The organism is Nocardiopsis sp. CC223A (assembly GCF_030766825.1).
Lineage (GTDB): Bacteria > Actinomycetota > Actinomycetes > Streptosporangiales > Streptosporangiaceae > Nocardiopsis.
This window is the reverse complement of the sequence record NZ_JASFDV010000027.1, coordinates 21,930-44,078: the sequence shown is the minus strand read 5'-3', so window position 1 is coordinate 44,078 and position 22,149 is coordinate 21,930. Positions and strand designations below refer to the sequence as shown.

The window sequence follows — 22,149 nt, the reverse complement described above, 5'->3', positions numbered from 1 at the left end:
TTTAATCGAGTGATTAAACCGGTTGATTCAACCGAATGATGAAGGAGATCTCCGTGTCCGAGAACCCCCTGGCCAGCGGATCCCGCTGGCTGCTCGCGGCCCTGGTCCTGGTGCTGCTGGCAGTCGTCGTCACCTTCCGGCTGACCCACTGGGGAGGGCTCGACCAGACCTCGCTCTTCTATCTGGGCCTGCCCGCCGGCATCGCGCTGCTCGTGGTGTTCACCGCCCGGCCCCGGAGCGCCATGGGCGTCTCCATGACGGCCCTCACCGTGGTCCTCGCCATGTCCGCCGTCATCCTCGGCGAGGGCATGGTGTGCCTGGTGATCGCGGCGCCGCTGCTCTACGGGGTGGTCGCCCTCGTCGCCGCGATCGCCACCGCCATCGCCCGCGGCGGGCGCGGCTCCCAGCAGGCCCTCTTCGCGGTCCCGCTGCTGTTCGCCCTCACCCTGGAGGGCGTCGCCGGGACCTCCTTCCTGCCCCGTGCCGACCAGGGCGACGGCTCGGCGTCCACCGGCGCCGCACCGGCCGAGGTCGCCGCGGCCCTGGCCGCCCCGCCCGCCTACGGCCCCTTCGAGGCCGTGTTCCTGCGCGCCGTCCCCTTCCCCGAGCCGGTCGCCGCCACCGGCACCGGCCTGGAGGTCGGTGCCACCCGCCGCATCGAGTTCACCCCGCGCACCACCCTCCGGGTCGGTTCGGAGCCCACCCCCCGCCACATGGAGCTGGAGGTCGTCGAGAGCGAGGTCCGCGCCGACGGCGGCCGGGTCGTGTTCGAGGTCACCGAGGACGCCGCGTTCGCCAAGTGGATGGACATGCACCGCGCCACCGCCACCTGGACCGCCGACGGGGACGGCACTCGCATGGACTGGACCATCGACTACGACCGCACCTACGAGCCGTCCTGGTACTTCGGCCCGATCCAGGCCTACACCACCGATCTGGCCGCGACCTACCTCGCACGGACCTTCACCACCGGCGCGGAGGCGGGCGGCCGGGCGGACGCGGAGGCCGGGCGGTGAACCCCGAACTCCCCGCCCTCATCGTCCGCGGCGTCGGCCTGTGCTTCCCCGTCCTGCCGCTCGTGGGACTGTGCCTGTGGCGGCCGCCCCGGCCGCGCGAGACCGCCGCCATGATCGTCTCCACCGCCTGGGCACTGCTCACCCTCATCCCGCTCAACCTCTACGCCCTTCACGCGGGCTGGTGGTCCTTCCACGCCGAGGGCGCCGTGTGGGCGGGCATCCCCGTCGACCTGCTGCTCGCCTGGGCGCTGCTGTGGGGCGCCCTGCCCGCGGTGCTGCTCCGGTTCCTGCCGGTGCCGCTGCTCACCGCGCTGCTGGTGTGGGCGGACATCATCGCCATGCCGCTGGCCGAACCCGTCGTCGTCCTCCACGGCACATGGCTGCTCGGCGAGTTCGCGGGGTCGGCGCTGTGCCTGATCCCCGCGCTGATGCTGGCCCACTGGACCCGCCGGGGCCAGGCCGTCCGGGCGCGCATGTGGGCGCAGGCCGTGCTCTCCTTCGGGCTGATGGTGGTGCTCCCGATCGCCGCCCTGGGCATCCTGCCCGGCGACGGGGTCGCCGCGCCCGGCGGGATCCCGGTGGCCCTCCAGCTCCTGGGGTTCGCCGCCCTGCCCGGGCTGGCCGCCGCCCGCGAGTTCGCCCGGGTCGGCGGCGGCACCCCGCTGCCCTACGACCCGCCGCGGAGACTGGTCACCAGCGGCCCCTACGCCTACCTGAGCAACCCCATGCAGACCACCATCGTCGCCGTCTACCTGGTCCTGGCGGCGGTGTTCGCCGACCCCCGGCTGCTGTACGGGTCCGTGGTCGCGTTCGCCTACGGCGCCGGGTTCGCGTCCTGGCACGAGGGCGAGCGGCTGCGCGAGTCCTTCGGCCCGGAATGGGACCGCTACCGCTCCGGGGTGCGGGCCTGGCTGCCCCGGTGGCGGCCCTGGCCGCACCGGGCCGCCGGGACCCTGTACGTGGCCGCCGACTGCTCGCTGTGCCAGGGCCTGCGGGCGTGGATCGAGGCGCGGTCGCCGGTGGCGCTCAAGATCCGGGACGCGCACGAACACCCCGAGGTCCTGTACCGGCTCACCTACGAGAACCCCGAAGGCGTGCGCTGGAGCGGGGTGTCCGCCCTGGCCAGGGTGCTGGACCACCTGAACCTGGGCTGGGCGTTCACCGGCTGGGCCCTGGACCTGCCGGGCCTTCGGCACTTCGCACAGCTGTCCGCCGACGCCTTCGGGGCCGGCCCCCGGCCCGCCCGGGAGCCCGGTACCGCGGCCCCTGCTTCGCCCGGGACCGGAGCCTCCGTGCCGCCCGGGGCCGCAGAGCCCCCTGCGGCCGACGGGGATCCCGAGCCGTACGGGCCCTCCGCCGCCCGGGGGCCCTCCGCGTCGTCCGAGCCCGCCCCCTGACGGGCCGGGGTCCCGCCGTTATGCTCGGTCGGGCCGGAACGCCCCGGGACGCGAACCCCGCGGGCGGACCGGCCCCGACCTGTTCACCCCCCGACGGCCGAGGATCCCCAGATGGAAGAACAGGCCATGCTCGCGCGGGACCTGGTCCTGCGCGTGTGCGCCGGAGCGACCGAGCTGGACCCGCAGTGGATCCGGGCCGACGGCAAGGTCACCACGCCGTTCCTCGTGCCGCGCGACCGCAACCTCGTGCGCGCCGTCATCGCGGCGGGGCGGTCCATGGGGGTGGAGCGGCTGCTGGTGTGCCGGACCCGGCCCGAGTTCTCCTACGAGCCCGTCACCGAGATCCCGCTGCACACCGACACCCTCATCGACCTGGTGCGCGGCTGGGGGCCCGACCCCACCGACTTCCTGGTGTGCGTGGAGGACTTCTCGGCGGCGGTGCTCATCACCGCCGACGACCTGACGGTGGCGGCGGGCCCGGCGGACTTCGTGCGCGAGCTGGTGGGGGCGGACATCCCCCAGGCGCGGGCGCACTTCGCCTCCCGGGCGGAGGCCGAGAAGACACCGGACCTGGTGCGGGCGGCGGCGCTGTACCGGTGCGCCGACACGGGCCCGAAGCGCGCCCCGGGCCCCGACCTCTACGAACGTGTCGCCGCCGGGGCCGACCGGCTGCGGGGCGGGCGGGCCGCCCGCGGCCTGCGGGCGCTGCGCGGGGTCGCGGGCTGGACGGCGCTGGCGGTGGCGGCCATCGCCCCGGCGGCGGTCTCCGCCGTGGCGGCACCGGTCCTGCCGGCGGTGGTCACGCTCTTCGCCGTGCTGTTCCAGCTGGCGCTGCTCGCGCGGTCCCGAACGGTGGCCTTCGCCTCCCTGCTGCGGGTCGCGGCACTGGGGGCGCTGCTGCTGTGGCCGATGGGCCTGGCCGAGCGGGCGGTCGCGGGGGCGCTGGGCGCCGACACCTACGACGTGGTGCCGTACACCTACGTGGCGGTGACGGTGGAGGAGGTCGGCAAGCTGCTGCCGCTGCTCCTGCTGCCGCTGGTGGCGCCGCGCCGGACCCGGCGGCTGGCGGCGGTGGACTTCGCCCTGTTGGCGGCGGCGTCGGGGGCGGGGTTCCAATTGGCCGAGCACCTGGTCACCGCGCTCGCGGTGGGCGGATCCGGGGGCGGCGGGTGGTTCCTGCCGGGCGGCAGCGAGGTCGTGGACCGGGGGACCGGGGCCGTGGTCGCGGCGTTCTCCGGGCACGCGGTGACCAGCGGACTCGTCGGGGCCGCACTGGGCCTGGCGGTCGTGGGGCGGGGGCGGTGGCCGTGGGTGCTGCCGCCGCTGGCGGTGCTGCTGGCGTTCCTGGAGCACCTGAACCTGAACGCGGTCCTGGCGGGGGCGGCGCTGCACCCGGCGTCCGGTGTGGTGCTGGGGCTGCTCGGCGGGGGCGTGCTGACGCCGTTCTTCCTGGTGGTGCTGGTGCTGTGCGCGGTGGCGCTGGACTACCGGCTCATCGCGACGGCGGCGGAGAGCACCCCGCCGCTGCCGGGACTGCCGCCGCTGGCGGGGTTGCGCAGGCGGGCGCGCGGGCGTGCGGTGGCGACGCGGGTGCGGGTGCCGGGGGACATCGCGACGGGGTTCCGCCGGGCGGCGCTGGCCTGGGCGGAACTGCCGGTCACGCTGGCGACCACGCTGGCGATGATCGTGCACGAGCTGGCGGCGTGCACCATCGCGGCGCGGCGCGGACCGGCGGTGCTGGGGGACACCTGGCGGTTCCTGCGGCAGCGGCGGGCGAACGCGATGGGGGAGGCCCGGTCGGCGGGGCGGCCGTGGCGGCACCACCCGTCGCAGCGGGAGCTGACCCGGACCGCCCGGGAACTGGCGCGGCGTTTGGGACTGGCGGCCACCGGCGGGGTCACGGCGATGGCGGGCGCGGCCGCGGTGGCGGTCGCCGTGGTCCCGGTGCCCGCGTCGCGCGTTCCGACGGGCGAGCCGGGCTACGCGCTGCTGGCCCTGGAGCGGTTCCAGACCTGGTTCGGAGGCCTGTCGGTGTTCGACGCGGTGTGGGCGGTGATCCTGCTGGGAGCGGTGCTGCTCCTGCTGGTGGCGGGCAACGGCGTCCCGCGCGCCCACCCGCACATGCGCGACTTCCTGCGCTCGCCGACCGGCAACAGCGGGGCGGTGCTGGGCATGCTCGCCCCCGGCCAGGTCGTCTACGCGGCCGTGGGGCTCGCGGGCCTGCTGCTCCCGAAGTCCGTCGACCGCCTGCTGGTCCGCTGACCGTCAGGCCCGGTGGACGTCCCGCCGGTGGCGGATCGAGCGGATCTCGGCCAGATCCTTGTCAGGCCGGATCCTGTGAATGATCCGGTAGGTCCCCCGGCGTGCCGTGTGCAGGCCGGCGAACGGCTCCTCCAGGGGTTCGCCGACGCGCCACGGGTTCTCCCGCAGCGGGCCGTTGACGAACTCGTACGCGGCCACCGACAGCGCCTCGGGGGGTTCTTCCGCCAGGGCCCGTTTCGCCGGGCTCTTGCAGACGACCCTCACGCTGCGGAATCCTTGCCGAGCCGCCGTTCCATCAGTACGGCCATGTCCTCCTCGTTGGTGAACTCCTCGGATTCGGCGGCCTCCCGGAGATCCGCACGTGTTTCTCCGTCGGCGAGGATGCTCGGAGTCTCCATCAGGGACTCGTACCGGGTCACCGACATCATCACGACGGCCGGGCGGCCGTTCTCGGTGAACATGTGGTCGGCGTGTTCGCGTTGGGCGCGGTCGGCCGACTCGGCGATCTTCGCCTCGGCCTCCGTGATCGGAATGGTCTCCATGGTGACCACTACGGCGACCGGTCCGAATCCTGTCCTGAATTCCGGCGAGGAGGGCCGGTCCCCGTCCGCCGAGAGGGCGGGGGAGGGGTGTGCGCACCCCTGTGCGCCGGAAGCCGGGGAAGTAGTCTGGAAGGGAACGGGGGAGACACCCCGTTCCGAGAGAGCCCGGTCCGCCGGGGCGAGGGTGTGGCGCCGGGACAGGATCCGGAACCACCGTTCCGTGCCGCCATGCCTTTCGGCGCAGGTCTGGAACCTGCGCCCTCTTCCGCCGCGCGCGGTGCGCTCTTCGTGCCGCGCTCCCAGCCGGACCGGGACGAGCAGGGCTCTCCCGGCCCGGGGATCGCCGAGCAGTTCGCCATGGCCTCCTTCACCTCACATCCGCCCGTCATCTCCGACACCCCTCCATCGGTCCCCCGGCTGAGGCTCAACCCCATCCCGCACCACGGCGCCGTCCTGGACGGCGGCTGGTGGCCCAGGTCCGGCGACCCGGTGGCCGAGCTGCCCGGGCTCATCCTGGCCATCGACGACCGGCGGGGCCCCGTCCACCTGCTCGAACTGGGTGTGGTCGGCTGGTCCCGCCGACCCGCACTCCTCGCGGTGGCCGGCCGCGCGGTCCGCCTCTCCTGGTCGCTGGAGACGCCGCCCGACCTCCTGGTCGCGGTCGGCGACAACGGTGCGCGCACCCGCCTGCTGGTCGTACCGCCCGGGGTGGCGGCGTTCGCCGCCTGGTCCGCGCTCGACCTGGCCATCCTGTCCACGAACACGAAACAGGCCGCCGAGATCATGGACGTGGCCTCCCTGATCGCGCCGCCGCCCCGCACGCCCCCGGAAACGGACTGGGAGTCCGAGGGCGGCGGACTCTACGAAAAGGACGAGGGGTCCGTGCGCGTCTCACGCCGCGGCGCGGTGTCGTGGCGGAGGCACCCCGGCGGGACACTCGTCCGGCTCTCCGGGGAGATCGACCTGGTGACGGTCCCCGAGTACCGGACACGGCTATTCGCGGTGCTGCGCGAGCGCGGCGACCGGGTGGTCGTCGACCTGTCCGGGGTGACCTTCTTCGGGGCGGCCGGGCTCTCCCTCCTGGCCGAGGTCCGGGCCCGGGCCGAGCGGGCGGGGACAGACCTGCGCCTGGCCGCGCCACCGGAGCCGGTCGCCAGGCTCATGGAGCTCACCGGAACGCACGGACTCCCGCCCGTCCACGCGACGGTGGGGGAGGCGATGGCCCGATGACCCGAACCGACGGGGTCCTCCCCGAACGACGCCGGGGGAGCGACTTCGCGGTCCTGTCCCGTGAGGTGAGCGAACACGGGCTGCTGCGCAGGCGCCGGGGCCACTACGCGGTGCGGATCACCGTCACCCTGTCCCTGCTGCTGGCGACCTGGACGGCCTTCGTGCTGATCGGACCGTCCTGGTGGCAGCTGGTCACGGCGGTGGTGCTCGGCCTGCTCTTCACCCAGACGGCCTTCATCGGCCACGACGCCGGGCACGGGCAGATCGCCGAGGGCGAGCGGGCCAACCGGATCATCGGGTGGATCCACGGGGACCTGCTGGTGGGGCTGGCGTACGGGTGGTGGGTCGACAAGCACGACCGCCACCACGCACACCCCAACCACGAGGGCCGGGACCCCGACATCGCGGGGGCGGCCCTGGCGTTCAGCCGCGAGCAGGCCCTGCTGCGCCGCCGCGGGCCGGGGCGGTGGCTGGCCCGGAGCCAGGCCTGGCTGTTCTTCCCGATGCTGCTCCTGGAGGCCTTCCACCTGCACTTCGCCTCGGCGGCCGGGGTCGTGCGGCGCACCGACCTGCCGCTGCGGACCCGGATCGTGGAGGGGACGCTGCTGGCGGTGCACTTCGGCGGGTACCTGGCGGTCGTGCTGGTGACGCTCACACCGTTGCAGGCGCTGTGCTTCGTGCTGGTGAACCAGGGGGTGTTCGGGCTGTACATGGGGTGCTCCTTCGCCCCGAACCACAAGGGGATGCCGGTGGTGGCGGAGGGGACGAAGACGGGGTTCCTGCGCCGCCAGGTCCTCACCTCGCGGAACATCCGGGGCGGGCCGGTGGTCGACCTGGTGATGGGCGGGCTGAACTACCAGATCGAGCACCACCTGTTCCCGTCGATGCCCCGGCCCAACCTGCGCCGGGCCCAGCCGCTGGTACGGGCGGCGTGCGAGCGGTTCGGGCTGGAGTACTACGAGACGGGGCTGCTGCGCTCCTACGCCGAGGTATTGGGCCACCTGCACCGGGTGGGCGGACCGCTGCGGCCAGAGCTCGAATACTGAGCCCCGGTGCCCTGCTCAGCCGACGCGCCTGGCGAGGACCTGACCGTGCCAGTCGCCGACGGTGAAGGTGTCGGTGGGGGTGAAGCCCTGGCGGGTGTAGTAGGCGACCAGGCGGCCCTCGTTGCCCGCGAAGCAGTCGACGCGCAGCAGGGAGACGTTGCGGCGGCGGGTCTCCTCGGCGGCGTGCTCCAGGAGGGCGGAACCGACGCCGCGTCCGGCGAAGCGGCGGTCGGTGACCAGCAGGCGGACGTACACCTCGGGCTCGTCGGCGGGCGGAACCTCGGGACCGGGGGCGGTGTCGAGGACGAGGGTGCCCGCGGGCTCGCCGTCGATCTCGGCGATCCAGGGTTCGGCGTCGGTGAGCATCGTCCGGATCCGCTCGACGGACTTGGGCCGGGAGGACCAGGACTCGGTGCCCCACTGTCCGGTGCGGTTGTTCGACACGAGCCATTCGACGGCGGAGTCGAGCATGCCGAGGACGGTGGGGAGGTCGGTGGAGTCGCCCGGTCTGATCTTCATGCCCGGAACCCTAGACGGGGGCGGGCAGGGTGATCAACGGAGACCTGTCGCTACGGGAGGCCCCGACCGGTCGGACGGGGCCTCCCGGGTGTCGCTCTCCCGGCTCAGAACTGGTCGCTGCCGACGGCCTGGCCGATCGGAAAGGTGTGGCGGGACGCCGCGCAGATCGTCTCCAGGGCGTGGACGGGGACGTCGTCGGTGGAATAGCCGACGCGCAGCACCTGCACGACCCACTCACCGGGGATGTCCAGCAGGTCGGCTTCGTAGGGGGTCGCCGGGCGCGCGGTCAGCGTCTCGACGGCATGGTCGAACCGGTGGCCCAGATCCTCGATGGCGGCCTGGAGGGTGGGCAGCACGAAGCCCTCACCGTCCAGCCGGGTGTTCTCGCCGACGTCCACGCGGAAGTAGGAGGTCGAGATCCGGACCGGGACGCCGTTGGCCCAGAACATCTTGCGGCGGGCGATCACGTTCTCGCCGGGCTCGACCCGAAGGCCCAGGGCGACGTGTTCGTTCGCGGGCTCCTGCCCGACGAACAACATCTTCCGCTCCGGGGTGAGCCCCTGTTGTTCGGCTTCCGTGAGGTAGAGCGACTTGGAACCCCGTGTGCTGGGCGGAGTCGGTAGCGCTCGCTGGACGAGTACGCGCGGTCTCGGCTCGGTGGGGCCGGTGGGGGCCTTGTGGTCGGGTCCGGAGGCACCGGCCTTCTTCATCTGGGAGACCCGGCCGGGGGAGACGCCCAGGTGGCGGGCGATGTCCTCCTGGAGCATGCCGCCCTGTTGCGCCTCGATGATCGCGGCCCTGCGGATACGGGACAGTTCGACGCTCTGCCCCTGCAAAGTGGTCATGGCCGCCGATGCCGCCCGGGCTCTGTCCAGAGGGTCGGGCATGGCGGCGATGTCGTGCAGAGTCGTTGTGTCCATGGCGGTTCCTCCCGGTCAGGTGTGCTCGTCCGCCCGCAGGAGAGCGGACCATTCGGCGGCGGAGAAGGTGAGGTGCCCCGCCCCGGGACGCTCGGAGTCGCGAACGGCCGCGCTGCCGGTGGGCAGGTCCGCAACCTCGACGAAGTTCTGCCCCTGCCCGCTGCTGTAGCCGGGCTTCCGGAAACGTAGAGAAGGGATGCTGTTCGCGAGTATCGGGGTTTCTCCACTGGGTCTGCGGATCACCATCGGCTGTCCCCCGGAGCAATGCCCCGCCACCTGTTCGTCACACCCTGTTGGCGCACCGGGCCATTCGTCTGGGTGCTTACACCGGGCAGATCCTCAGGTGGCCGCGGCAAGGCCTGTTCCAGTGCGTGTGCCCCGACAGAAAAGCTGGTCCGATCGCAGATCGGGAGCTCGCCACCCGCCGAGCCGTGGGCCGGGCCCCGGACGAATGCAGGAGGCCCCGGCCGCTCGGCCGGGGGCTCCTGCGCGTCTGGGCTAGCCCTCGTGGCGAAGTACCCGGACGGCGGCCTCCCACTCGCGGCCGGTGAAGGTGAGGTGCCCCCGCTCCCGGTTCTGGGTATCGCGCACCAGGGTCTCTGCTCCCTCCGACACCTCGACGCACGCGGCCTCGTTGGCGCTGTAGCTGGACTTGTGGAAGGTAAGGGCATGGGTGCTGTCACTGTGCATCGTCATCCCTGCTTCGTCCCCCACCTCCGGCCGTCTATACCCGCCCTGCCCCCTACGGCCACCGGGCTGCGGAACCTTCCCCGTCCGCTCCCTCCGGGATACGGTGAGCCCGGGAATTGAACGCGGGAGGCCCCGACCGCATGGTCGGGGCCTCCTGTTCGTCCTACCCGTCGAAGCGCACGGATGCGATCAGGCCGGACCACTCGCGCTGGGCGAACATCAGGTGCCCGGCCTCGCGGTTCTGGGTGTCCCGGACGGCGGACCCGGCGGGGAGGTCGGCGACCTCCACGCAGTTCTGCGGCTGTGAGTAGCTGCTCTTGCGGAACAGCTCGGCAGGGATCGTGGGAACTGAACGGGTGTCCATGTCAGATGGTCATTTCTCGTAGGTGGGCAAGGGTCTCCTCGGGCAGCAGTGCCGCGAGGCGCAGGTGGTCGAACAGGCGGCGGTAGCGGGTGACCTCTTCGGCCTCTTCCAGGTAGAGGCCATCGGTGTCGGTCTCCAGGTAGACCACCGAGGGGTCGACGGTGTTCGGGAAGTCCATGATCACGAAGGGTCCGCCGGTGCCCGGGTGGAGACGGTCGTACGGGACGATCTGGATGGTGATCCTGGGGTCGGCGGCGATCTCGACGAGGTGTGAGATCTGAGCGCGCAGCACCTCGGGGTGGTGGCGCAGGCGGATCAGGGCGGTCTCGTCGAAAACGAACCAGATGTCCGGAGGCTGTGGGTCCTCGAACATCACACGCTGCCGCTCGATCCGGGCGTCGACCACGCGGGCCACGTCCTTGGGGTCGCGGACGAGCGCGGTCCGGGTGATCAGTTCGGTGTACGCGGGCACCTGGAGCAGGCCCGGGACCACGGCCAATTCCCAGTTGCAGATGGTGCTGGCCTCGGCCTCGAATCCGACGAACTTGCTGGAGAGCACGTCGCGGTAGCGCACCCACCAGCCGCGCTCGCGGGATTGGCGGCACAGGTCGAGGACGGCTTCGCGGGTGTCGTGGTCGGTCACACCGTAGGCGTCGAGGAGGGTGCGGATCTCGGCGACCTGGGGGCGCTGTCTCTCCCCGCTCTCGATGTTGCCCAGCTTCCCACGCGACCACTCGGTGGCTCTGACGACGTCGTCGAGGGTCATGCGTGCGTCGTGGCGCAGTCGGCGGAGCTCTTCGGAGAGTCGCCGTCGGCGCACGGTGGGGGAGTATCGCTCGCTCATCTGCTGCTCCTGGTGTGCCGGTGCCCCTTGATCGTATGGCTGGGGCAAGAAAAACGGACAAACATGGAATACAGGGACTGGATTCCTGCGTTCTCTTGAAAACCTGGAATACATGTTTGAGGATAGGGGCACGTTCGATTCCCTGCCGGGCTTCCCACCCGGCGCCTCTACCGGAGGTGTGCGCGTATGGCGCGATACCGCTACCTGAACTGCTCCGAACTCGTGGCCGCCCGTTGGCTGGCCTCCGAGGCCCTCCGCTGGCGACGGCCCCACCGGGCCAGCCGGGCCCGCATGTACGTCACCCACCCGGGCCGCGACCTCGCCCCGCTGACCCTGGCGGTACGCCAGTGGATCTCCCAGACCACCCCGCCCCCGGCACCGACCTCTCCCTCACTTCCGGCCCCGAGCGGCACCAACGGCACGACCCCCGCCCCGTTCCGGGTTCCGACACCCCGCACCAGCCCGGACCAGCGGTCCGAGCCCCCGACCACCCCCACGCCCCCGGCCTCGGAACCGACCCCGATCGCGGACGCGGTCGCGGAGTCGGTACCCGCCTCGGGGTTCTCCGCCGCCCTGGCGTCCCGGCCCCGTATCCAGGCCCTGCGCGCAGGCACCCGCTCCCGCACCCGGCCGAAGCCGACCCCGACCAGGAGGAGCCGGGCGGCGGCGCGGTTGCGGGCGCGCACGGCCGCGTTCCGCACCACCACCCACCTGACCGCCGACCGCGACGGCCTGTGGAAGGACGCCATGGCCGCCGCCCGCATGGCCAAGTGGCACCTGGGGAGGGCCGCCTGATGCGCCGGGTCTGCGATATCCGCGAGTTCCCCTCGGTCCAGACCCTCGGGTTCTGGGCCCACACCCACCAGGTGCCGCTGCGCTACCTCGGACCCACCCTGGAAGGCCGCGCCGTCTACGCCGCCACCCACGGCCACACCACCCGGGTCGCGGTCACCTCCGGCCGCGACCCCCACCCGCACCCGCTGGTGTGGCGCAGCCCCCTGGAGGACCTGTGACCACCGAACCCGCCGACATCCCGGACCCGAGGGTGCGGATGCTGGACGACCTCATCCACGGCCGCTGGGTCCTCACCCTGGAGCCCACCCCCGACGGCGGCACCGAAGTGGTCGCCTACCGGCCCCTGGGCTGGACCGGCCCCGGCGACCCGCACGAACGCCTGGCAGCTCCCGACCACGCCGCCCTGCGCGAACTGCTGGCCCGCCACCACACCACCGAGACCGAGCAGACCAGGGAGTAGGACATGGACAACCCCGAGTACGACCCGGCCGAGGACCCGATCCCCGACGACCTCACCGAGGAGGAGAAGAACGCCGTCCGCCGCCAGGGCGAATTCCTCGCCTGGCAACGCTCCGTCCTCGGCAATGGAAACGACGACGACCACTGACGACCCCAGTCCTCAGGCCCCCGCGCGCCCGGGACCCCACCAGCCCTCCCGGGCACGCGGGTCGCTGACAGATCACAGCGCAACTTCGGAGATCCACGATGACTTCAGCTCTCGCCGCACCCGCACCCGCCCTCACGCCGAACGCCGAGCAGTCGGACTGCTCCATGTGCAACGGCCAAGGCGGCAAGTGGGTCACCAACGACGGCAGTAGCAAAGGCAAGGACCTCGCCCGTTGGGTCGCCTGCACCGGGTGCGGTGGCACCGGGAAGGTCGGGCGGTGAGTGGGAAGACCGAGGACATGACCCGCGACCACCGCCCCCTCGCCCGGGCCCTTGCCGCCGATCTCCAAGCCGAAGGCGTTCCGGGTCGGATCGCCGACCTGTTCACGTCCGTTCCCCGGCACCTCTTCCTTCCCGACGTCTACTGGACCATCGACGGCACCCGGTACGACCGGGGCGCCGACCCCGACGGTTGGCTGCGGACCGCCTACAGCGATCAGGCCCTGACCACCCAGTACGACGACGGTGCCGAGGGGACCGGGACGATGGGCATCCCCACCTCCTCCAGCAGTGCGCCCGCGATCATGGCCCGCATGCTGGCCGCTGCCGAACTCGGCTCCGGTCACCGGGTACTGGAGGTCGGCACCGGTACCGGCTACAACGCCGCTCTCCTGTCCGAACTCCTGGGGGAGGGGCGGGTGGTCACGATCGAGATCGACCACCGTGTGGCCGTGAAGGCCCGAACCGCACTGGCGGTCGCCGGATACCGCCCAGGCCTGCTTACCGGAGATGGGGAGAACCTGTCGTCTTCTTCGGGGGCGGGCCATGACCGCATCATTGCGACCTGCACGGTTGCGGAGATTCCGTTGTCCTGGATGGAGGTGCTTCGGCCGCTGGGACGGATCGTCACCCCGTGGGCGCCGTCGCCCGGGCTCCCCGGAGGGCTGCTCGCAGTTCTGGACGACGAGGGTGAGCGGTTGTCGGGGCGGTTCGAGGGGGCGCTCGCCTTCATGTGGGCACGCGGCCAACGGGGACCCGCTCGCGCACCTTCCGGTCCTGGTGCAGTGGTCGGTGCTGTGGAGCAGGTCGACGGGGACCCCCGGAAGTCGTGGTTCGACGGGGAGATGTCGGTGCTGCTTTCGCTATTGGTGCCGGACTGGTTCTTCGGCCTGCGGATGGAACCCGGGGCGGTGGAACCGTACGTGTGGGTGGCTTCGACCCGGTGCGCATCGTGGCTGCACCTCCATGCGGACGGCCGGGTCGAGGAAGGAGGTTCTCGCCGCATGTTCGCGGAGTTCACCGCAGGGCTCGCCCGGTGGCGGGATGAGGGGTCTCCCGGGATTGGCGCCTTCGGGCTCAGCGTCGACCGAGCGACCGGCGACCGCACCGTGTGGTTGCGTGCCCCTGAGTACCCGTTGTGGACCTCCGACGGGAACCCGATCTGAGGGTGCCGTGACCCCTGGCTCGGAAAACGTGAGTGGCGAACCGGCTGTTGGCCGCGGACCTGGGCACTACAGTGAGCTGCACATCTCCGGGTGGAATGTCCGCTTCTTGAGAAGTCATGAAATTGGCTGGTTGACGTCGTAATCCGTGCAGGTCATCGAGTCTGCTCCCCGCGCATGCGGGGATGGTCCCCACGATCGCCGCAGCGGTCGCGTCACCGGTGACTGCTCCCCGCGCATGCGGGGATGGTCCCTGATGTGGGTAGGTGGGGGAGGGCGATGTGAGCTGCTCCCCGCGCATGCGGGGATGGTCCCTCACGGTCCTCGGGGTAGTACGGGCCGTAGAACTGCTCCCCGCGCATGCGGGGATGGTCCCTCGCCGCCGACCTCGCCGACCAGGGCGGCCTGCTGCTCCCCGCGCATGCGGGGATGGTCCCCGCTTGTCCTTCCAGAACAGCGGCGGCTGAATCTGCTCCCCGCGCATGCGGGGATGGGCCTCCGCACTATGAGCCGCTCCGAGCCCGTCGGCGGACAGGGCCGAGGTCTCAGTCGATCCCCGCAGGTGGGCCGACCCCGCACCGTCCCGGGCACCGTCGAGCGGACCCCGGAGGCGCCCTCCGCGCAACAGGTGATTCCATGAATCCATGACCCCTCCCCCCAGGGACGTCCGAATCCTCGCCCCGGCGGCGGCCCTGTCACTGGTCTGGTTCTACGAAGGCCTCTGGTGCAAGGTCTGGCCGGGCCGCGCCGACCACCGGGCGATCATCGCCGACCTCCCCCTCCTCCCCGACACCCTGGTCACACCGCTCCTGCTGGGAATCGGCCTGGCGGAGGCCGCTATCGGCCTCTGGGTCCTGTGGGGGTGGCGGCCGTACGCGGCCGCCTCAGTGCAGACCGCGCTCATCGCCCTCTTCAACGCCGGTGGCCTCCTGGCCTCGCCCGGCAACATCGACGAACCCGGCCGTATGCTGACCGCCAACCTGGCGATCGTCGCGCTGGCCTGGGTGGTCGCCGCCCGCCACTCCGGGGCGCGCACATGACCCATAACCCCTGGTCCGCGGGCCGCATCCTGGCCCTGCCCGGGCACGGGCCACGACTCCTCTTCGGCCGCATGTACGAGGACCCGCGCGTGGAGGTTCGGGCCTTCCCCGCAGCACCCGCACGTGTCCTGTGCATCGCCTCGGCCGGGGACACCGCCGCCGCCCTCTCCCGAGCCGGGTACGACGTCACGGCGATCGACGTCAACCCCGTCCAGCTCGCCTACGCCCGCGCCCGCCTCGCCGGGGAGACGCCCGCCGTCACCGGGAGCGCCGAGCGGATGCTCGCGGCGGGCCGCCGCGCCGCCGCCCTCGCCCTGCCCGCATGGCATCCCGCCTCCCTGGACGCCTTCCTCGACCTGGACGACCCCCGCGTCCAGTCCTCGTGGTGGCGCACCCGCCTGGACGGCCCCGGTCTGCGACTGCTCATGGGAACGGCCCTCCGACCCGTCGGGGTGCTCGCCGCGGCCCTCGCCCCCGGTTTCCGCCACGTCGTCCCGCCCCGCTTCGACGCCGCGCTGCGCGCCCGGATCGCCCGCGTCGTCGCCCACCACCCGAACACCGACAACCCGCTCCTCGCGGCGCTGCTGGCCGACCGGGCCGCGGACCCCATCGCCCCGGGCCCCGGACCGGTGCGGTGGCTGCTCGGCGACGCCGCCGAACACCTGGAGTCGGTACCCGCCCGCAGCTACGACGCGGTGACCCTGTCCAACGTCCTGGACGGGCCCGGCCCCGCCTACCGCCGACGGCTGCGCACCGCCGTCGAACGAGCGGTCCGGCCGGGCGGGACCGCGGTGCTGCGCAGCATGGGAGGTGCGCCCGGGACGGCCGCGGCCGCACGAACGGCCGCGGAACGCTGCCCCCTGTGGGGAAGCCTGTACGTCACGACCGTCGGAGGTCCCCGATGAGAATCCGGCAGCACCCCCTGCCGATGCGCGCGCACTTCACCGACTCGCTGGTGCTCACCTACGCCTTCCCCCCGCATGTTCTGCGCCCCCTGCTCACCCCGGGCCTGGAGCTGGACACCTACCGCGCCCCCGACGGCACCGAACACGGGTTCGCCGCGGTCGCCGCGGTGTCACTGCGCGCGCTGCGCCCGGCCTTCCTGGCCCCGTCCCTGGGGGCCGACCAGGTGATGACCGGCTACCGCGTCTTCGCCCGCCTCCCGGTGGAGCGCACCGCGACGGACGGGACGCGCACCCTGCGTGGCCTGCGCATCCTGCGCAGCCAGACGTCGAGCCCTCTGCTGGCCGCGGCGGGCACGCTCCTGACCCGCTACGGGTACGAGCGCGCGACCCTCGGTACGCGCCGGGTCGGTGACCGGTTGGAGGTCGCGGTGCGCTCGCCCGACGGGCGGGCCGACCTCCGGGTCGGCGCGGCGCTGGACACAGGCACGGCACCCCTCCCGGACGGGTCCCCCTTCGCCACCCTGCGGGACGCGCGCCGCTTCGCCGGGCCGCTGCCCTACACCTTTGAACACGACCCGCGCAGCGGCGGCGTGCTGGTGGTCAAGGCACTGCGGACGAGCTGGGAGCCGCGCCCGGTGGCGGTGGACGTGGAGCGGCTGACGTTCTTCCGCCACGGCCCCTTCCACGGGACCGAACCCGTCCTGGCCAACGCCTTCCACGTCGCGGACGTGGACTACGGATGGCACCCCGGCCGACTCGTGACCCCGGCGGGAGCGCGGGGATGAGCCGCCGACCGGCCCCCTCCGGGGCGCACCACGTCATCGCCTACAACTGGCCCATGTACCTCGCGGGCACCGCCGTGGCCGTCGGCGGGGCACTGGCGGGGCGGCGCCTGCGGGGGGTCCCGCGCGCCGCCGCCCTGACGGCCGCAGGTGCGGGCGCGTGGTGGACCGCTGCCTCGCTCGCGGCCTCCCACGCCGTCTACGACCGCTCACCCCTGCACGACTGGACCTGGCTCGCCCCCGCCCTGGCCGCGGCCGGGCACCCCGACGGCCCGGGGCGCCACCTGGTGGTGTCGTCGGGCCTGGACGAGGCGAGCGGACCCATCGGCGCACGGCACCCCGGGTGCGAGCAGACCGTCGCGGACCTGTACGACGCGCTCCCGGTCGTGGAGCCGTCGCTGCGCCGCGCCCGCCGCAGGGTGCCGCCCCGGCCGGGAACGGTGGCGTGCACGCCGTATGCGCTCCCCGCACGGGACGCCTCGACGGACACCGTCATCGCCCCCTTCGCCCTGCACGAGCTGCGACGCGCGGCGGACCGGTCGGCGGCCTTCGGGGAGGTGGCGCGCGTCCTGCGTCCCGGCGGCGCGCTCGTGCTGGTCGAACACTGCCGCGACCTCGCCAACATCGCCGTCTACGGCCCCGGGGCCGAACACTTCATGCCCCGGTCGCGGTGGCTGCGGACCGCGCACGACGCCGGTCTGCGCCCGGTTTCGGAACGGCGGCTGGCCGGTCTGGTCACGGTGTTCGTCTTCGTGAGGCCGCCACGGTGACCGGCGCGCTCTTCTCGGTCCAGGGCCAGCTGCACGCGGTGGGGGCGGTCCTGGTCGCGCTCGGGGTGTTCCACCTGGTGCTGCCGAGGCTGATCGACTGGCCGTCCCAGGTCGCGCGGATGGCCGACCCGGCCCGACAGGTCGCGGGAGCGCACTTCTTCTTCATCGGCGCGACCTGCGTGCTGCTGGGCGCCCTTCCGCTGCTGCTGGCGCCCGACCTCCTGTCCGGCGGGCGTCTGGGTACCGCCGTGCTGGCCGCCGAGACCGTGTTCTGGTCGCTGCGCTGGCTGTTCCAGTTCGCCTACTTCTCGCCCTCCCTCTGGCGGGGCGACCCGCTGCGCACCCTCGCCCACGCGGCGTTCTGCCTGCTGTGGACCTGGGTGGCCGGGGTGTTCGGGTTCGCGCTGTACACGGTCGCCGGGTAGACCGGTGGGATGCCGGGTCGTTCTGCCTGTACGGGTGGGGGCGCGGTGAGGGGCCTGTCGTTTCGGCTTCCGGCACCGATGCCCGGTGCGGGTCCGTGCTTCGGGCGGACCGGTGGGATGCCGGGCCGTCCTGCCTGTACGGGTGGGGGCGCGGTGAGGGGGGCCTGCCGCTTCGGCTCACGGCACCGATGCCCGGCGTGGTCCCGCACCTCCCGTCCGCCGCGTCCGGGCGCCGGGGGCGGTTCCCGCCCGCGGACCGGCGCCGCCGGATCACCCGCGGTCCCGGGCCCGCTCCGCGGAACGCGCCGCACCACCGTCCGTGTCCAGGCTCGCGAGCAGGCGCAGCCCGTCCTCGGTGGGGCTGCCGGGTGCGGCGGACAGCACCAGCAGCTCCATGCCGGACTCGTCCGGCAGCGAGAAGTTCTCCTGGTGCAGCTCCAGCAGCCCCACCAGCGGGTGCCGGTACGCCTTGACGCCGTGGGTGCGGGCGCGCACGTCCGCCCGTGCCCAGAGCCGGCGGAACCGCTCGCTGCCCACCGCCAGTTCCCCCACCAGTGAGGACAGGCGGGGGTCGTCGGGGTACCGGCCCGCGGCCAGGCGCAGGTGGCCGACCGCGTCGAGGGTGCAGGTCTCCCATTCCGCGTACAGGCCGCGCTCGTCCTCCTCCAGGAAGATGTGCCGGGCGGTGTTCAGCCCCCGCAGCGGCCGACCGTAGAGGAGCTCCGTCAGCCGGTTCCCGGCGAGCACGTCCATGCGGTGGTTCATGACCAGCGCGGGTGCGCCGACGACCAGGTCCAGGACCCGCAGCAGCTCCGGCCGCACCCGCCGCCCGCTCGGCGCCTTCGCGCGGCGGCGCGGCTGCCGGGCCAGGCGGTACAGGTGCCCGCGCTCGGTCCCGTCCAGGCCCAGGACCCGGGCGAGCGCGTCGAGCACCTGCTCGGAGGGCTGTGTCGCGCGGCCCTGCTCCAGCCGCACGTAGTAGTCGACGCTGACCCCGGACAGGTGCGCGACCTCCTCCCGGCGCAGTCCCGCCACCCGTCGGCGGCTGTCGGTCGCAATGCCCAGGCCCGCCGGGTCGACCCGGGAGCGCCGGGTCCTGAGGAAACCCGCGAGATCGTCCATGCCCCCAGTATCGCCGCGACGGTACCCGCGAGGGTGGCCCTGTCGTTACCAGGAAGTCCGGTCCGACGGAAGCGGCGCCCCTGAACACCGGGCGCCGCGGCTCCCAGAATCGGAGGCATCCGACCCGAAGGAGTCCCCATGAAGACGCTGATCGTCTACGCCCACCCCGAGCCGCGGTCGCTCAACGGTTCGCTGAAGGACCTCGCGGTGACCACCCTGGAGGCCGCCGGGCACGAGGTGCGGGTGAGCGATCTCTACGCCATGGACTGGAAGGCCGCCGTGGACGCCGCGGACTACGGCCCGCACGCGTCGCGGCCGCTCAGGGTCGCCCGGGACTCGGGCCTGGCCTTCGACGCCGGGGAGCTCACCGCGGACGTCCGCGCCGAGCAGGAGAAGCTCCTGTGGGCCGACATGATCATCCTCCAGTTCCCGCTGTGGTGGTACACCATGCCCGCGATCCTCAAGGGGTGGGTGGACCGGGTGTTCACCTACCACTTCGCCTACGGGGTCGGCGAGCACAGCGACACCAGGTACGGCGAGCGCTTCGGCGAGGGCACGCTGGCGGGCCGCAGGGCCCTGGTGTCGGTGACGGTCGGCGGCCCGGAGTCGCACTACGCCGCCCGCGGGATCAACGGCCCCATCGACGACCTGCTGTTCCCGATCCACCACGGCATCCTCTACTACCCGGGCATCGAGCCGCTGCCGCCGTTCGTGCTCCACGGCACCGACCGGATGACCGAGGCGGACTACGCCGACGCCGCCAAGGCCTGGGAGCAGCGCCTGCTCACCCTGGAGACGACGGAGCCGATCCCGTTCCGTCGGCAGAACTTCGGCGACTACGAGATCCCCTCGCTGCACCTGAAGGAGGGGCTGGAGCCCGCGGGCCGCACGGGTTTCGGCCTGCACGTGCGCGGCTGACCCGCGGGGGCCGGGCGGAGGGCGGCCGGGGGTCGCGGCCCCGTTCTCCCCTCGTGCGCCGGTCCGTACGTCGCCTCCCGCAGGGGTCGGGCAGGGCTCGGGCGCCCCCGCCCGGCCGTCAGGCCGGGGTCGTCCCCCGCGGCGGGTCGAAGGCGCGGACCGGCGGCGGGGTGCCCTCGAAGCGCTCCACGCGGACGCGGGCGAGCTGGCCCGTGCAGCCCTGGCTCAGCGACGAGGTGCCCTCGTCGGAGATGAGGGCGTTCGGGTTGCCGTGGACACAGGTGGCCTCGGTCGAGGACGGGTCGTACCAGGCACCCGTCGACAGCTGGACCACCCCCGGCAGCAGGGCGTCGCTGAGCACCGCGCCGGCCAGGCAGGAGCCGCGCGGGCCGACCACGCGCACGAGATCGCCGTCGGTGATCCGCAGGGCGGCGGCGTCGGCCGGGTGCAGGCGCACCGGGGCGCGGCCGTCGATCTTCTGGCGCATGCTGTGCGCCCCCATGTCCTGCTGGCCGTGCAGGCGGCCGGTCGGCTGGTTGGCCACCAGCACCAGCGGGAACTCCCCGCCCCGGTCCGACAGCACCGGCCCCGGCAGCCACACCGGGTGCCCCGGGCAGTCCTCGTACCCGAACGACGCGATCGTCTCCGAGTACAGCTCGATCCGCCCGCTCGGCGTGCGCAGCGCGTTCTTCTCCGGGTCGGCGCGGAAATCCCCCAGCAGCGCCTCGTCCTCGACCCGGCCCGGCATCTCCACCCGGCCCGCCGCCCAGAACGCGTCGAACTCCGGCGCCTGGAGGCCGCGCCGCGTCACCAGCGAGCGCCACCGCCGGTAGATCTCCCGCATCCAGTCGGCGGAGGTGCGCCCCTCGGTGAACGCCTCCCGCACGCCCAGGCGCTCGGCCAGGTCGGCGTAGGTGTCGTACTCGTCGCGCGCCTCCCCGTGCGGCGGCACCGCCCGCGGCATCGCCCGCAGGCTGAGGTCGCCCCGGCTGGCGGTGAGGTCGTCGCGCTCCAGCACGGTGGTGGACGGGATGACGATGTCGGCGTGCCGGGCCGTCGCCGTCCAGTGCGTCTCGTGCACCACCACGGTCTCCGGCCGCCCGAACGCCCGGGTCAGCCGGGCCAGGTCCTGGTGGTGGTGGAACGGGTTGCCGCCCGCCCAGTAGACGAGCCGGATGTCCGGGTAGCGCCGCTCCTGGCCGTCGTAGTGGTACGCCTCGCCCGGGTGCAGCAGCATGTCCGACACCCGCGCCACCGGGATGAAGTCCTTGACCGCGTTGTCGCCCTGCGGCATCACCGGCAGCCCCAGCGGCGTCGACCCGCCGCCGTAGTTGCCCATCGACCCGTACCCCGACGCGAACCCGCCGCCCGGCAGGCCCACCTGTCCCAGGCAGCAGGCCAGCGCCAGCCCCGCCCACAGCGGCTGCTCGCCGTACCGGGCGCGCTGCACCGACCAGCCCACGTTGACCAGGGTCCGCCCCCGCGCCATCCGCCGGGCCAGCTCCCGGATGTCGGCCGCGGGCACCCCGCTGATCCGCTCCGCCCACTCGGGGGTGCGGGGCAGGCCGGGGCGGTCCCCGCGCTCGTCGCGCCCGCCCAGCACGTAGGAGCGCACCACGTCGGCGCCCTCGGTGTACCGGTCCAGGAACGCGAGGTCGGCCAGGCCCTCGGTGAACAGCACGTGCATGAGCGCCAGCAGCACCGCCGTGTCGGTGCCCGGCCGCAGCGGCACCCACTCGGCCTTGACGTCGTCGGGGGTGTCGTCGCGCAGCGGCGACAGCGACACGAACCCCACCCCCGCGTCGGCGGCCGCCCGCATCGACGGCCCGGCGGTCTGCGCGGCCCGCCCGCCCGAGGCCATCCACATGTTGGAGACCCGCAGCCCGCCGAAGGTCACCACCAGGTCGGTGTGCTCCCGGATCACCTCCCACGAGGGGGCCCGGTGCAGCAGCCGGTTGGCGGCCGGGGTGCCGATGATGCGCGGGAACAGGGTCTCCACCGCGCCGTGGCTGTAGGTCGTCCGCGAGCGCGTGTACCCGCCGATGCCGTTGAGGAACCGGTGCAGCTGGCTCTGCGCGTGGTGCACCCGCCCGGAGCTGCCCCAGCCGTAGGACCCGCCGTAGATCGCCGCGTTCCCGTGGGCGGTGCGCACCCGGTCCAGCTCCGCGGCGAGCAGGTCCAGCACCCGGTCCCAGCCCACCTCGACGTACTCGTCGTCGGGATCGCCCCGGCGCGGGTCGGGCCCGGGCCCGTGCTCCAGCCAGCGCCGCCGCACGGCGGGCCGGGCCACCCGCGACGCGTGGTGCTGGGCGCCCGGGGTGTTCTCCATGACGGGGGACGGTGCCGGGTCGTCCGGGTCCGGCCGCACCCCCACCACCCGGTCGTCGCGGACCAGGACCCGGTAGCTGCCCCAGTGGGCGCTGGTCGGGTACGACGTGGTGGACATCGGCGGCTCCTCCCGGTTCTGGGGACCCGCGGGCCCCGTCCCACTCTATGCACGCGGGGATGCCATGA

General features: G+C 73.3%; 27 protein-coding genes and 1 CRISPR repeat array. Of the genes, 17 read left to right on the top strand and 10 right to left on the bottom strand.

Features of this window, described 5'->3' with window-relative positions:
• The first annotated feature begins 53 nt into the window (after positions 1 to 53).
• The 3 genes from QJS33_RS13450 (at position 54) to QJS33_RS13440 (ending at position 4,675) form a co-directional block, all read left to right on the top strand.
• Complete coding sequence (locus QJS33_RS13450; RefSeq protein ID WP_372339653.1) at positions 54 to 1,016, top strand: hypothetical protein; 963 nt, start codon at positions 54 to 56, stop codon at positions 1,014 to 1,016.
• Positions 1,013 to 2,413 carry a methyltransferase gene (locus tag QJS33_RS13445; RefSeq protein ID WP_306368286.1) on the top strand — a complete coding sequence of 467 codons (1,401 nt, stop codon included), beginning with the start codon at positions 1,013 to 1,015 and terminating at the stop codon, positions 2,411 to 2,413. Before QJS33_RS13450 ends, QJS33_RS13445 begins: the two co-directional genes overlap by 4 nt.
• A 111-nt stretch (positions 2,414 to 2,524) precedes the next feature.
• Positions 2,525 to 4,675: a PrsW family intramembrane metalloprotease gene (locus tag QJS33_RS13440; protein ID WP_306368285.1), complete on the top strand. Its 2,151-nt coding sequence runs from the start codon at positions 2,525 to 2,527 to the stop codon at positions 4,673 to 4,675.
• A 3-nt stretch (positions 4,676 to 4,678) separates the two neighbouring features.
• Here the strand turns inward: QJS33_RS13440 and QJS33_RS13435 are convergent, their stop codons facing one another.
• Both QJS33_RS13435 and QJS33_RS13430 read right to left on the bottom strand, forming a co-directional pair.
• Positions 4,679 to 4,939 (bottom strand): type II toxin-antitoxin system RelE/ParE family toxin, encoded by a 261-nt coding sequence (locus QJS33_RS13435; protein ID WP_306368284.1) that lies wholly within the window; start codon positions 4,937 to 4,939, stop codon positions 4,679 to 4,681.
• On the bottom strand, positions 4,936 to 5,217 hold the full coding sequence (locus tag QJS33_RS13430; protein WP_306368283.1) for a type II toxin-antitoxin system Phd/YefM family antitoxin: 282 nt from the start codon (positions 5,215 to 5,217) through the stop codon (positions 4,936 to 4,938). Before QJS33_RS13430 ends, QJS33_RS13435 begins: the two co-directional genes overlap by 4 nt.
• A gap of 288 nt (positions 5,218 to 5,505) precedes the next feature.
• Here QJS33_RS13430 and QJS33_RS13425 point away from each other — a divergent pair, with 288 nt between their 5' ends.
• Entirely contained in the window at positions 5,506 to 6,447 is a 942-nt protein-coding gene (locus QJS33_RS13425) for an STAS domain-containing protein (protein WP_306368282.1), read from the top strand.
• Entirely contained in the window at positions 6,444 to 7,493 is a 1,050-nt protein-coding gene (locus tag QJS33_RS13420) for an acyl-CoA desaturase (RefSeq protein ID WP_306368281.1), read from the top strand. Before QJS33_RS13425 ends, QJS33_RS13420 begins: the two co-directional genes overlap by 4 nt.
• 15 nt (positions 7,494 to 7,508) lie before the next feature.
• Here the strand turns inward: QJS33_RS13420 and QJS33_RS13415 are convergent, their stop codons facing one another.
• The 6 genes from QJS33_RS13415 to QJS33_RS13390 all read right to left on the bottom strand — a co-directional run bounded on the left by QJS33_RS13415 (position 7,509) and on the right by QJS33_RS13390 (position 10,830).
• Complete coding sequence (locus tag QJS33_RS13415) at positions 7,509 to 8,012, bottom strand: GNAT family N-acetyltransferase (protein WP_306368280.1); 504 nt, start codon at positions 8,010 to 8,012, stop codon at positions 7,509 to 7,511.
• A 104-nt stretch (positions 8,013 to 8,116) separates the two neighbouring features.
• Positions 8,117 to 8,932: a UTRA domain-containing protein gene (locus tag QJS33_RS13410; RefSeq protein WP_306368279.1), complete on the bottom strand. Its 816-nt coding sequence runs from the start codon at positions 8,930 to 8,932 to the stop codon at positions 8,117 to 8,119.
• A gap of 15 nt (positions 8,933 to 8,947) precedes the next feature.
• Positions 8,948 to 9,178 (bottom strand): DUF397 domain-containing protein, encoded by a 231-nt coding sequence (locus tag QJS33_RS13405; protein WP_306368278.1) that lies wholly within the window; start codon positions 9,176 to 9,178, stop codon positions 8,948 to 8,950.
• A 252-nt stretch (positions 9,179 to 9,430) separates the two neighbouring features.
• Positions 9,431 to 9,628 carry a DUF397 domain-containing protein gene (locus QJS33_RS13400; RefSeq protein ID WP_372339652.1) on the bottom strand — a complete coding sequence of 66 codons (198 nt, stop codon included), beginning with the start codon at positions 9,626 to 9,628 and terminating at the stop codon, positions 9,431 to 9,433.
• A 157-nt stretch (positions 9,629 to 9,785) separates the two neighbouring features.
• Positions 9,786 to 9,986, bottom strand: a complete 201-nt coding sequence (locus QJS33_RS13395) for a DUF397 domain-containing protein (RefSeq protein WP_306368277.1) — start codon at positions 9,984 to 9,986, stop codon at positions 9,786 to 9,788.
• A 1-nt stretch (position 9,987) separates the two neighbouring features.
• Positions 9,988 to 10,830, bottom strand: a complete 843-nt coding sequence (locus tag QJS33_RS13390) for a helix-turn-helix transcriptional regulator (RefSeq protein WP_306368276.1) — start codon at positions 10,828 to 10,830, stop codon at positions 9,988 to 9,990.
• A gap of 186 nt (positions 10,831 to 11,016) precedes the next feature.
• Between QJS33_RS13390 and QJS33_RS13385 the strand changes: the two genes are divergently transcribed.
• The 11 genes from QJS33_RS13385 (at position 11,017) to QJS33_RS13335 (ending at position 17,595) form a co-directional block, all read left to right on the top strand.
• Positions 11,017 to 11,625, top strand: coding sequence for a hypothetical protein (locus tag QJS33_RS13385; RefSeq protein WP_306368275.1), 609 nt, complete (start codon positions 11,017 to 11,019; stop codon positions 11,623 to 11,625).
• Positions 11,625 to 11,843: a hypothetical protein gene (locus QJS33_RS13380; RefSeq protein WP_306368274.1), complete on the top strand. Its 219-nt coding sequence runs from the start codon at positions 11,625 to 11,627 to the stop codon at positions 11,841 to 11,843. The genes QJS33_RS13385 and QJS33_RS13380 overlap by 1 nt, the downstream gene beginning before the upstream one ends.
• On the top strand, positions 11,840 to 12,085 hold the full coding sequence (locus QJS33_RS13375; protein ID WP_306368273.1) for a hypothetical protein: 246 nt from the start codon (positions 11,840 to 11,842) through the stop codon (positions 12,083 to 12,085). The genes QJS33_RS13380 and QJS33_RS13375 overlap by 4 nt, the downstream gene beginning before the upstream one ends.
• Before the next feature lie 3 nt (positions 12,086 to 12,088).
• Positions 12,089 to 12,232 (top strand): hypothetical protein, encoded by a 144-nt coding sequence (locus QJS33_RS13370; RefSeq protein ID WP_306368272.1) that lies wholly within the window; start codon positions 12,089 to 12,091, stop codon positions 12,230 to 12,232.
• A gap of 98 nt (positions 12,233 to 12,330) precedes the next feature.
• Positions 12,331 to 12,513, top strand: coding sequence for a hypothetical protein (locus QJS33_RS13365; protein WP_306368271.1), 183 nt, complete (start codon positions 12,331 to 12,333; stop codon positions 12,511 to 12,513).
• Positions 12,510 to 13,676, top strand: coding sequence for a methyltransferase domain-containing protein (locus tag QJS33_RS13360; protein ID WP_306368270.1), 1,167 nt, complete (start codon positions 12,510 to 12,512; stop codon positions 13,674 to 13,676). The genes QJS33_RS13365 and QJS33_RS13360 overlap by 4 nt, the downstream gene beginning before the upstream one ends.
• A 161-nt stretch (positions 13,677 to 13,837) precedes the next feature.
• Positions 13,838 to 14,171: a CRISPR direct-repeat array (repeat unit 29 nt; unit sequence CTGCTCCCCGCGCATGCGGGGATGGTCCC).
• Between the two features lie 146 nt (positions 14,172 to 14,317).
• Positions 14,318 to 14,713 (top strand): DoxX-like family protein, encoded by a 396-nt coding sequence (locus QJS33_RS13355; protein WP_306368269.1) that lies wholly within the window; start codon positions 14,318 to 14,320, stop codon positions 14,711 to 14,713.
• Positions 14,710 to 15,618: a DUF3419 family protein gene (locus QJS33_RS13350; protein ID WP_306368268.1), complete on the top strand. Its 909-nt coding sequence runs from the start codon at positions 14,710 to 14,712 to the stop codon at positions 15,616 to 15,618. The genes QJS33_RS13355 and QJS33_RS13350 overlap by 4 nt, the downstream gene beginning before the upstream one ends.
• Positions 15,615 to 16,403 carry a DUF2071 domain-containing protein gene (locus QJS33_RS13345; RefSeq protein WP_306368267.1) on the top strand — a complete coding sequence of 263 codons (789 nt, stop codon included), beginning with the start codon at positions 15,615 to 15,617 and terminating at the stop codon, positions 16,401 to 16,403. The genes QJS33_RS13350 and QJS33_RS13345 overlap by 4 nt, the downstream gene beginning before the upstream one ends.
• Positions 16,400 to 17,170: a class I SAM-dependent methyltransferase gene (locus QJS33_RS13340; RefSeq protein WP_306368266.1), complete on the top strand. Its 771-nt coding sequence runs from the start codon at positions 16,400 to 16,402 to the stop codon at positions 17,168 to 17,170. The genes QJS33_RS13345 and QJS33_RS13340 overlap by 4 nt, the downstream gene beginning before the upstream one ends.
• The gene (locus tag QJS33_RS13335; protein ID WP_306368265.1) at positions 17,167 to 17,595 is read left to right on the top strand and encodes a hypothetical protein; all 429 of its coding nucleotides are present in this window, start codon (positions 17,167 to 17,169) and stop codon (positions 17,593 to 17,595) included. The genes QJS33_RS13340 and QJS33_RS13335 overlap by 4 nt, the downstream gene beginning before the upstream one ends.
• A 270-nt stretch (positions 17,596 to 17,865) precedes the next feature.
• Here the strand turns inward: QJS33_RS13335 and QJS33_RS13330 are convergent, their stop codons facing one another.
• On the bottom strand, positions 17,866 to 18,717 hold the full coding sequence (locus QJS33_RS13330; RefSeq protein ID WP_306368264.1) for a helix-turn-helix transcriptional regulator: 852 nt from the start codon (positions 18,715 to 18,717) through the stop codon (positions 17,866 to 17,868).
• Positions 18,718 to 18,855: 138 nt separating this feature from the next.
• On the opposite strand from QJS33_RS13330, the gene QJS33_RS13325 reads away from it, so the two are divergent.
• Positions 18,856 to 19,635, top strand: a complete 780-nt coding sequence (locus QJS33_RS13325) for an NAD(P)H-dependent oxidoreductase (protein WP_306368263.1) — start codon at positions 18,856 to 18,858, stop codon at positions 19,633 to 19,635.
• A 118-nt stretch (positions 19,636 to 19,753) separates the two neighbouring features.
• On the opposite strand, the gene QJS33_RS13320 is transcribed toward QJS33_RS13325, so the two are convergent.
• A complete protein-coding gene (locus QJS33_RS13320; protein WP_306368262.1) occupies positions 19,754 to 22,081 on the bottom strand; it encodes a molybdopterin-dependent oxidoreductase in 2,328 nt (775 codons plus the stop codon).
• Positions 22,082 to 22,149 lie beyond the last annotated feature (68 nt).

What these genes read in the sequence shown, in the direction of transcription:
- QJS33_RS13355 (WP_306368269.1), top strand. Translation starts at nt 14,318, where the DNA reads ATGACCCCTCCCCCCAGGGACGTCCGAATCCTCGCCCCGGCGGCGGCC.
- QJS33_RS13415 (WP_306368280.1), bottom strand. Translation starts at nt 8,012, where the DNA reads ATGAAGATCAGACCGGGCGACTCCACCGACCTCCCCACCGTCCTCGGC.
- QJS33_RS13320 (WP_306368262.1), bottom strand. Translation starts at nt 22,081, where the DNA reads ATGTCCACCACGTCGTACCCGACCAGCGCCCACTGGGGCAGCTACCGG.
- QJS33_RS13400 (WP_372339652.1), bottom strand. Translation starts at nt 9,628, where the DNA reads ATGACGATGCACAGTGACAGCACCCATGCCCTTACCTTCCACAAGTCC.
- QJS33_RS13420 (WP_306368281.1), top strand. Translation starts at nt 6,444, where the DNA reads ATGACCCGAACCGACGGGGTCCTCCCCGAACGACGCCGGGGGAGCGAC.
- QJS33_RS13350 (WP_306368268.1), top strand. Translation starts at nt 14,710, where the DNA reads ATGACCCATAACCCCTGGTCCGCGGGCCGCATCCTGGCCCTGCCCGGG.
- QJS33_RS13440 (WP_306368285.1), top strand. Translation starts at nt 2,525, where the DNA reads ATGGAAGAACAGGCCATGCTCGCGCGGGACCTGGTCCTGCGCGTGTGC.
- QJS33_RS13385 (WP_306368275.1), top strand. Translation starts at nt 11,017, where the DNA reads ATGGCGCGATACCGCTACCTGAACTGCTCCGAACTCGTGGCCGCCCGT.
- QJS33_RS13380 (WP_306368274.1), top strand. Translation starts at nt 11,625, where the DNA reads ATGCGCCGGGTCTGCGATATCCGCGAGTTCCCCTCGGTCCAGACCCTC.
- QJS33_RS13365 (WP_306368271.1), top strand. Translation starts at nt 12,331, where the DNA reads ATGACTTCAGCTCTCGCCGCACCCGCACCCGCCCTCACGCCGAACGCC.
- QJS33_RS13370 (WP_306368272.1), top strand. Translation starts at nt 12,089, where the DNA reads ATGGACAACCCCGAGTACGACCCGGCCGAGGACCCGATCCCCGACGAC.
- QJS33_RS13390 (WP_306368276.1), bottom strand. Translation starts at nt 10,830, where the DNA reads ATGAGCGAGCGATACTCCCCCACCGTGCGCCGACGGCGACTCTCCGAA.
- QJS33_RS13395 (WP_306368277.1), bottom strand. Translation starts at nt 9,986, where the DNA reads ATGGACACCCGTTCAGTTCCCACGATCCCTGCCGAGCTGTTCCGCAAG.
- QJS33_RS13410 (WP_306368279.1), bottom strand. Translation starts at nt 8,932, where the DNA reads ATGGACACAACGACTCTGCACGACATCGCCGCCATGCCCGACCCTCTG.
- QJS33_RS13345 (WP_306368267.1), top strand. Translation starts at nt 15,615, where the DNA reads ATGAGAATCCGGCAGCACCCCCTGCCGATGCGCGCGCACTTCACCGAC.
- QJS33_RS13340 (WP_306368266.1), top strand. Translation starts at nt 16,400, where the DNA reads ATGAGCCGCCGACCGGCCCCCTCCGGGGCGCACCACGTCATCGCCTAC.
- QJS33_RS13330 (WP_306368264.1), bottom strand. Translation starts at nt 18,717, where the DNA reads ATGGACGATCTCGCGGGTTTCCTCAGGACCCGGCGCTCCCGGGTCGAC.
- QJS33_RS13325 (WP_306368263.1), top strand. Translation starts at nt 18,856, where the DNA reads ATGAAGACGCTGATCGTCTACGCCCACCCCGAGCCGCGGTCGCTCAAC.
- QJS33_RS13405 (WP_306368278.1), bottom strand. Translation starts at nt 9,178, where the DNA reads ATGGTGATCCGCAGACCCAGTGGAGAAACCCCGATACTCGCGAACAGC.
- QJS33_RS13430 (WP_306368283.1), bottom strand. Translation starts at nt 5,217, where the DNA reads ATGGAGACCATTCCGATCACGGAGGCCGAGGCGAAGATCGCCGAGTCG.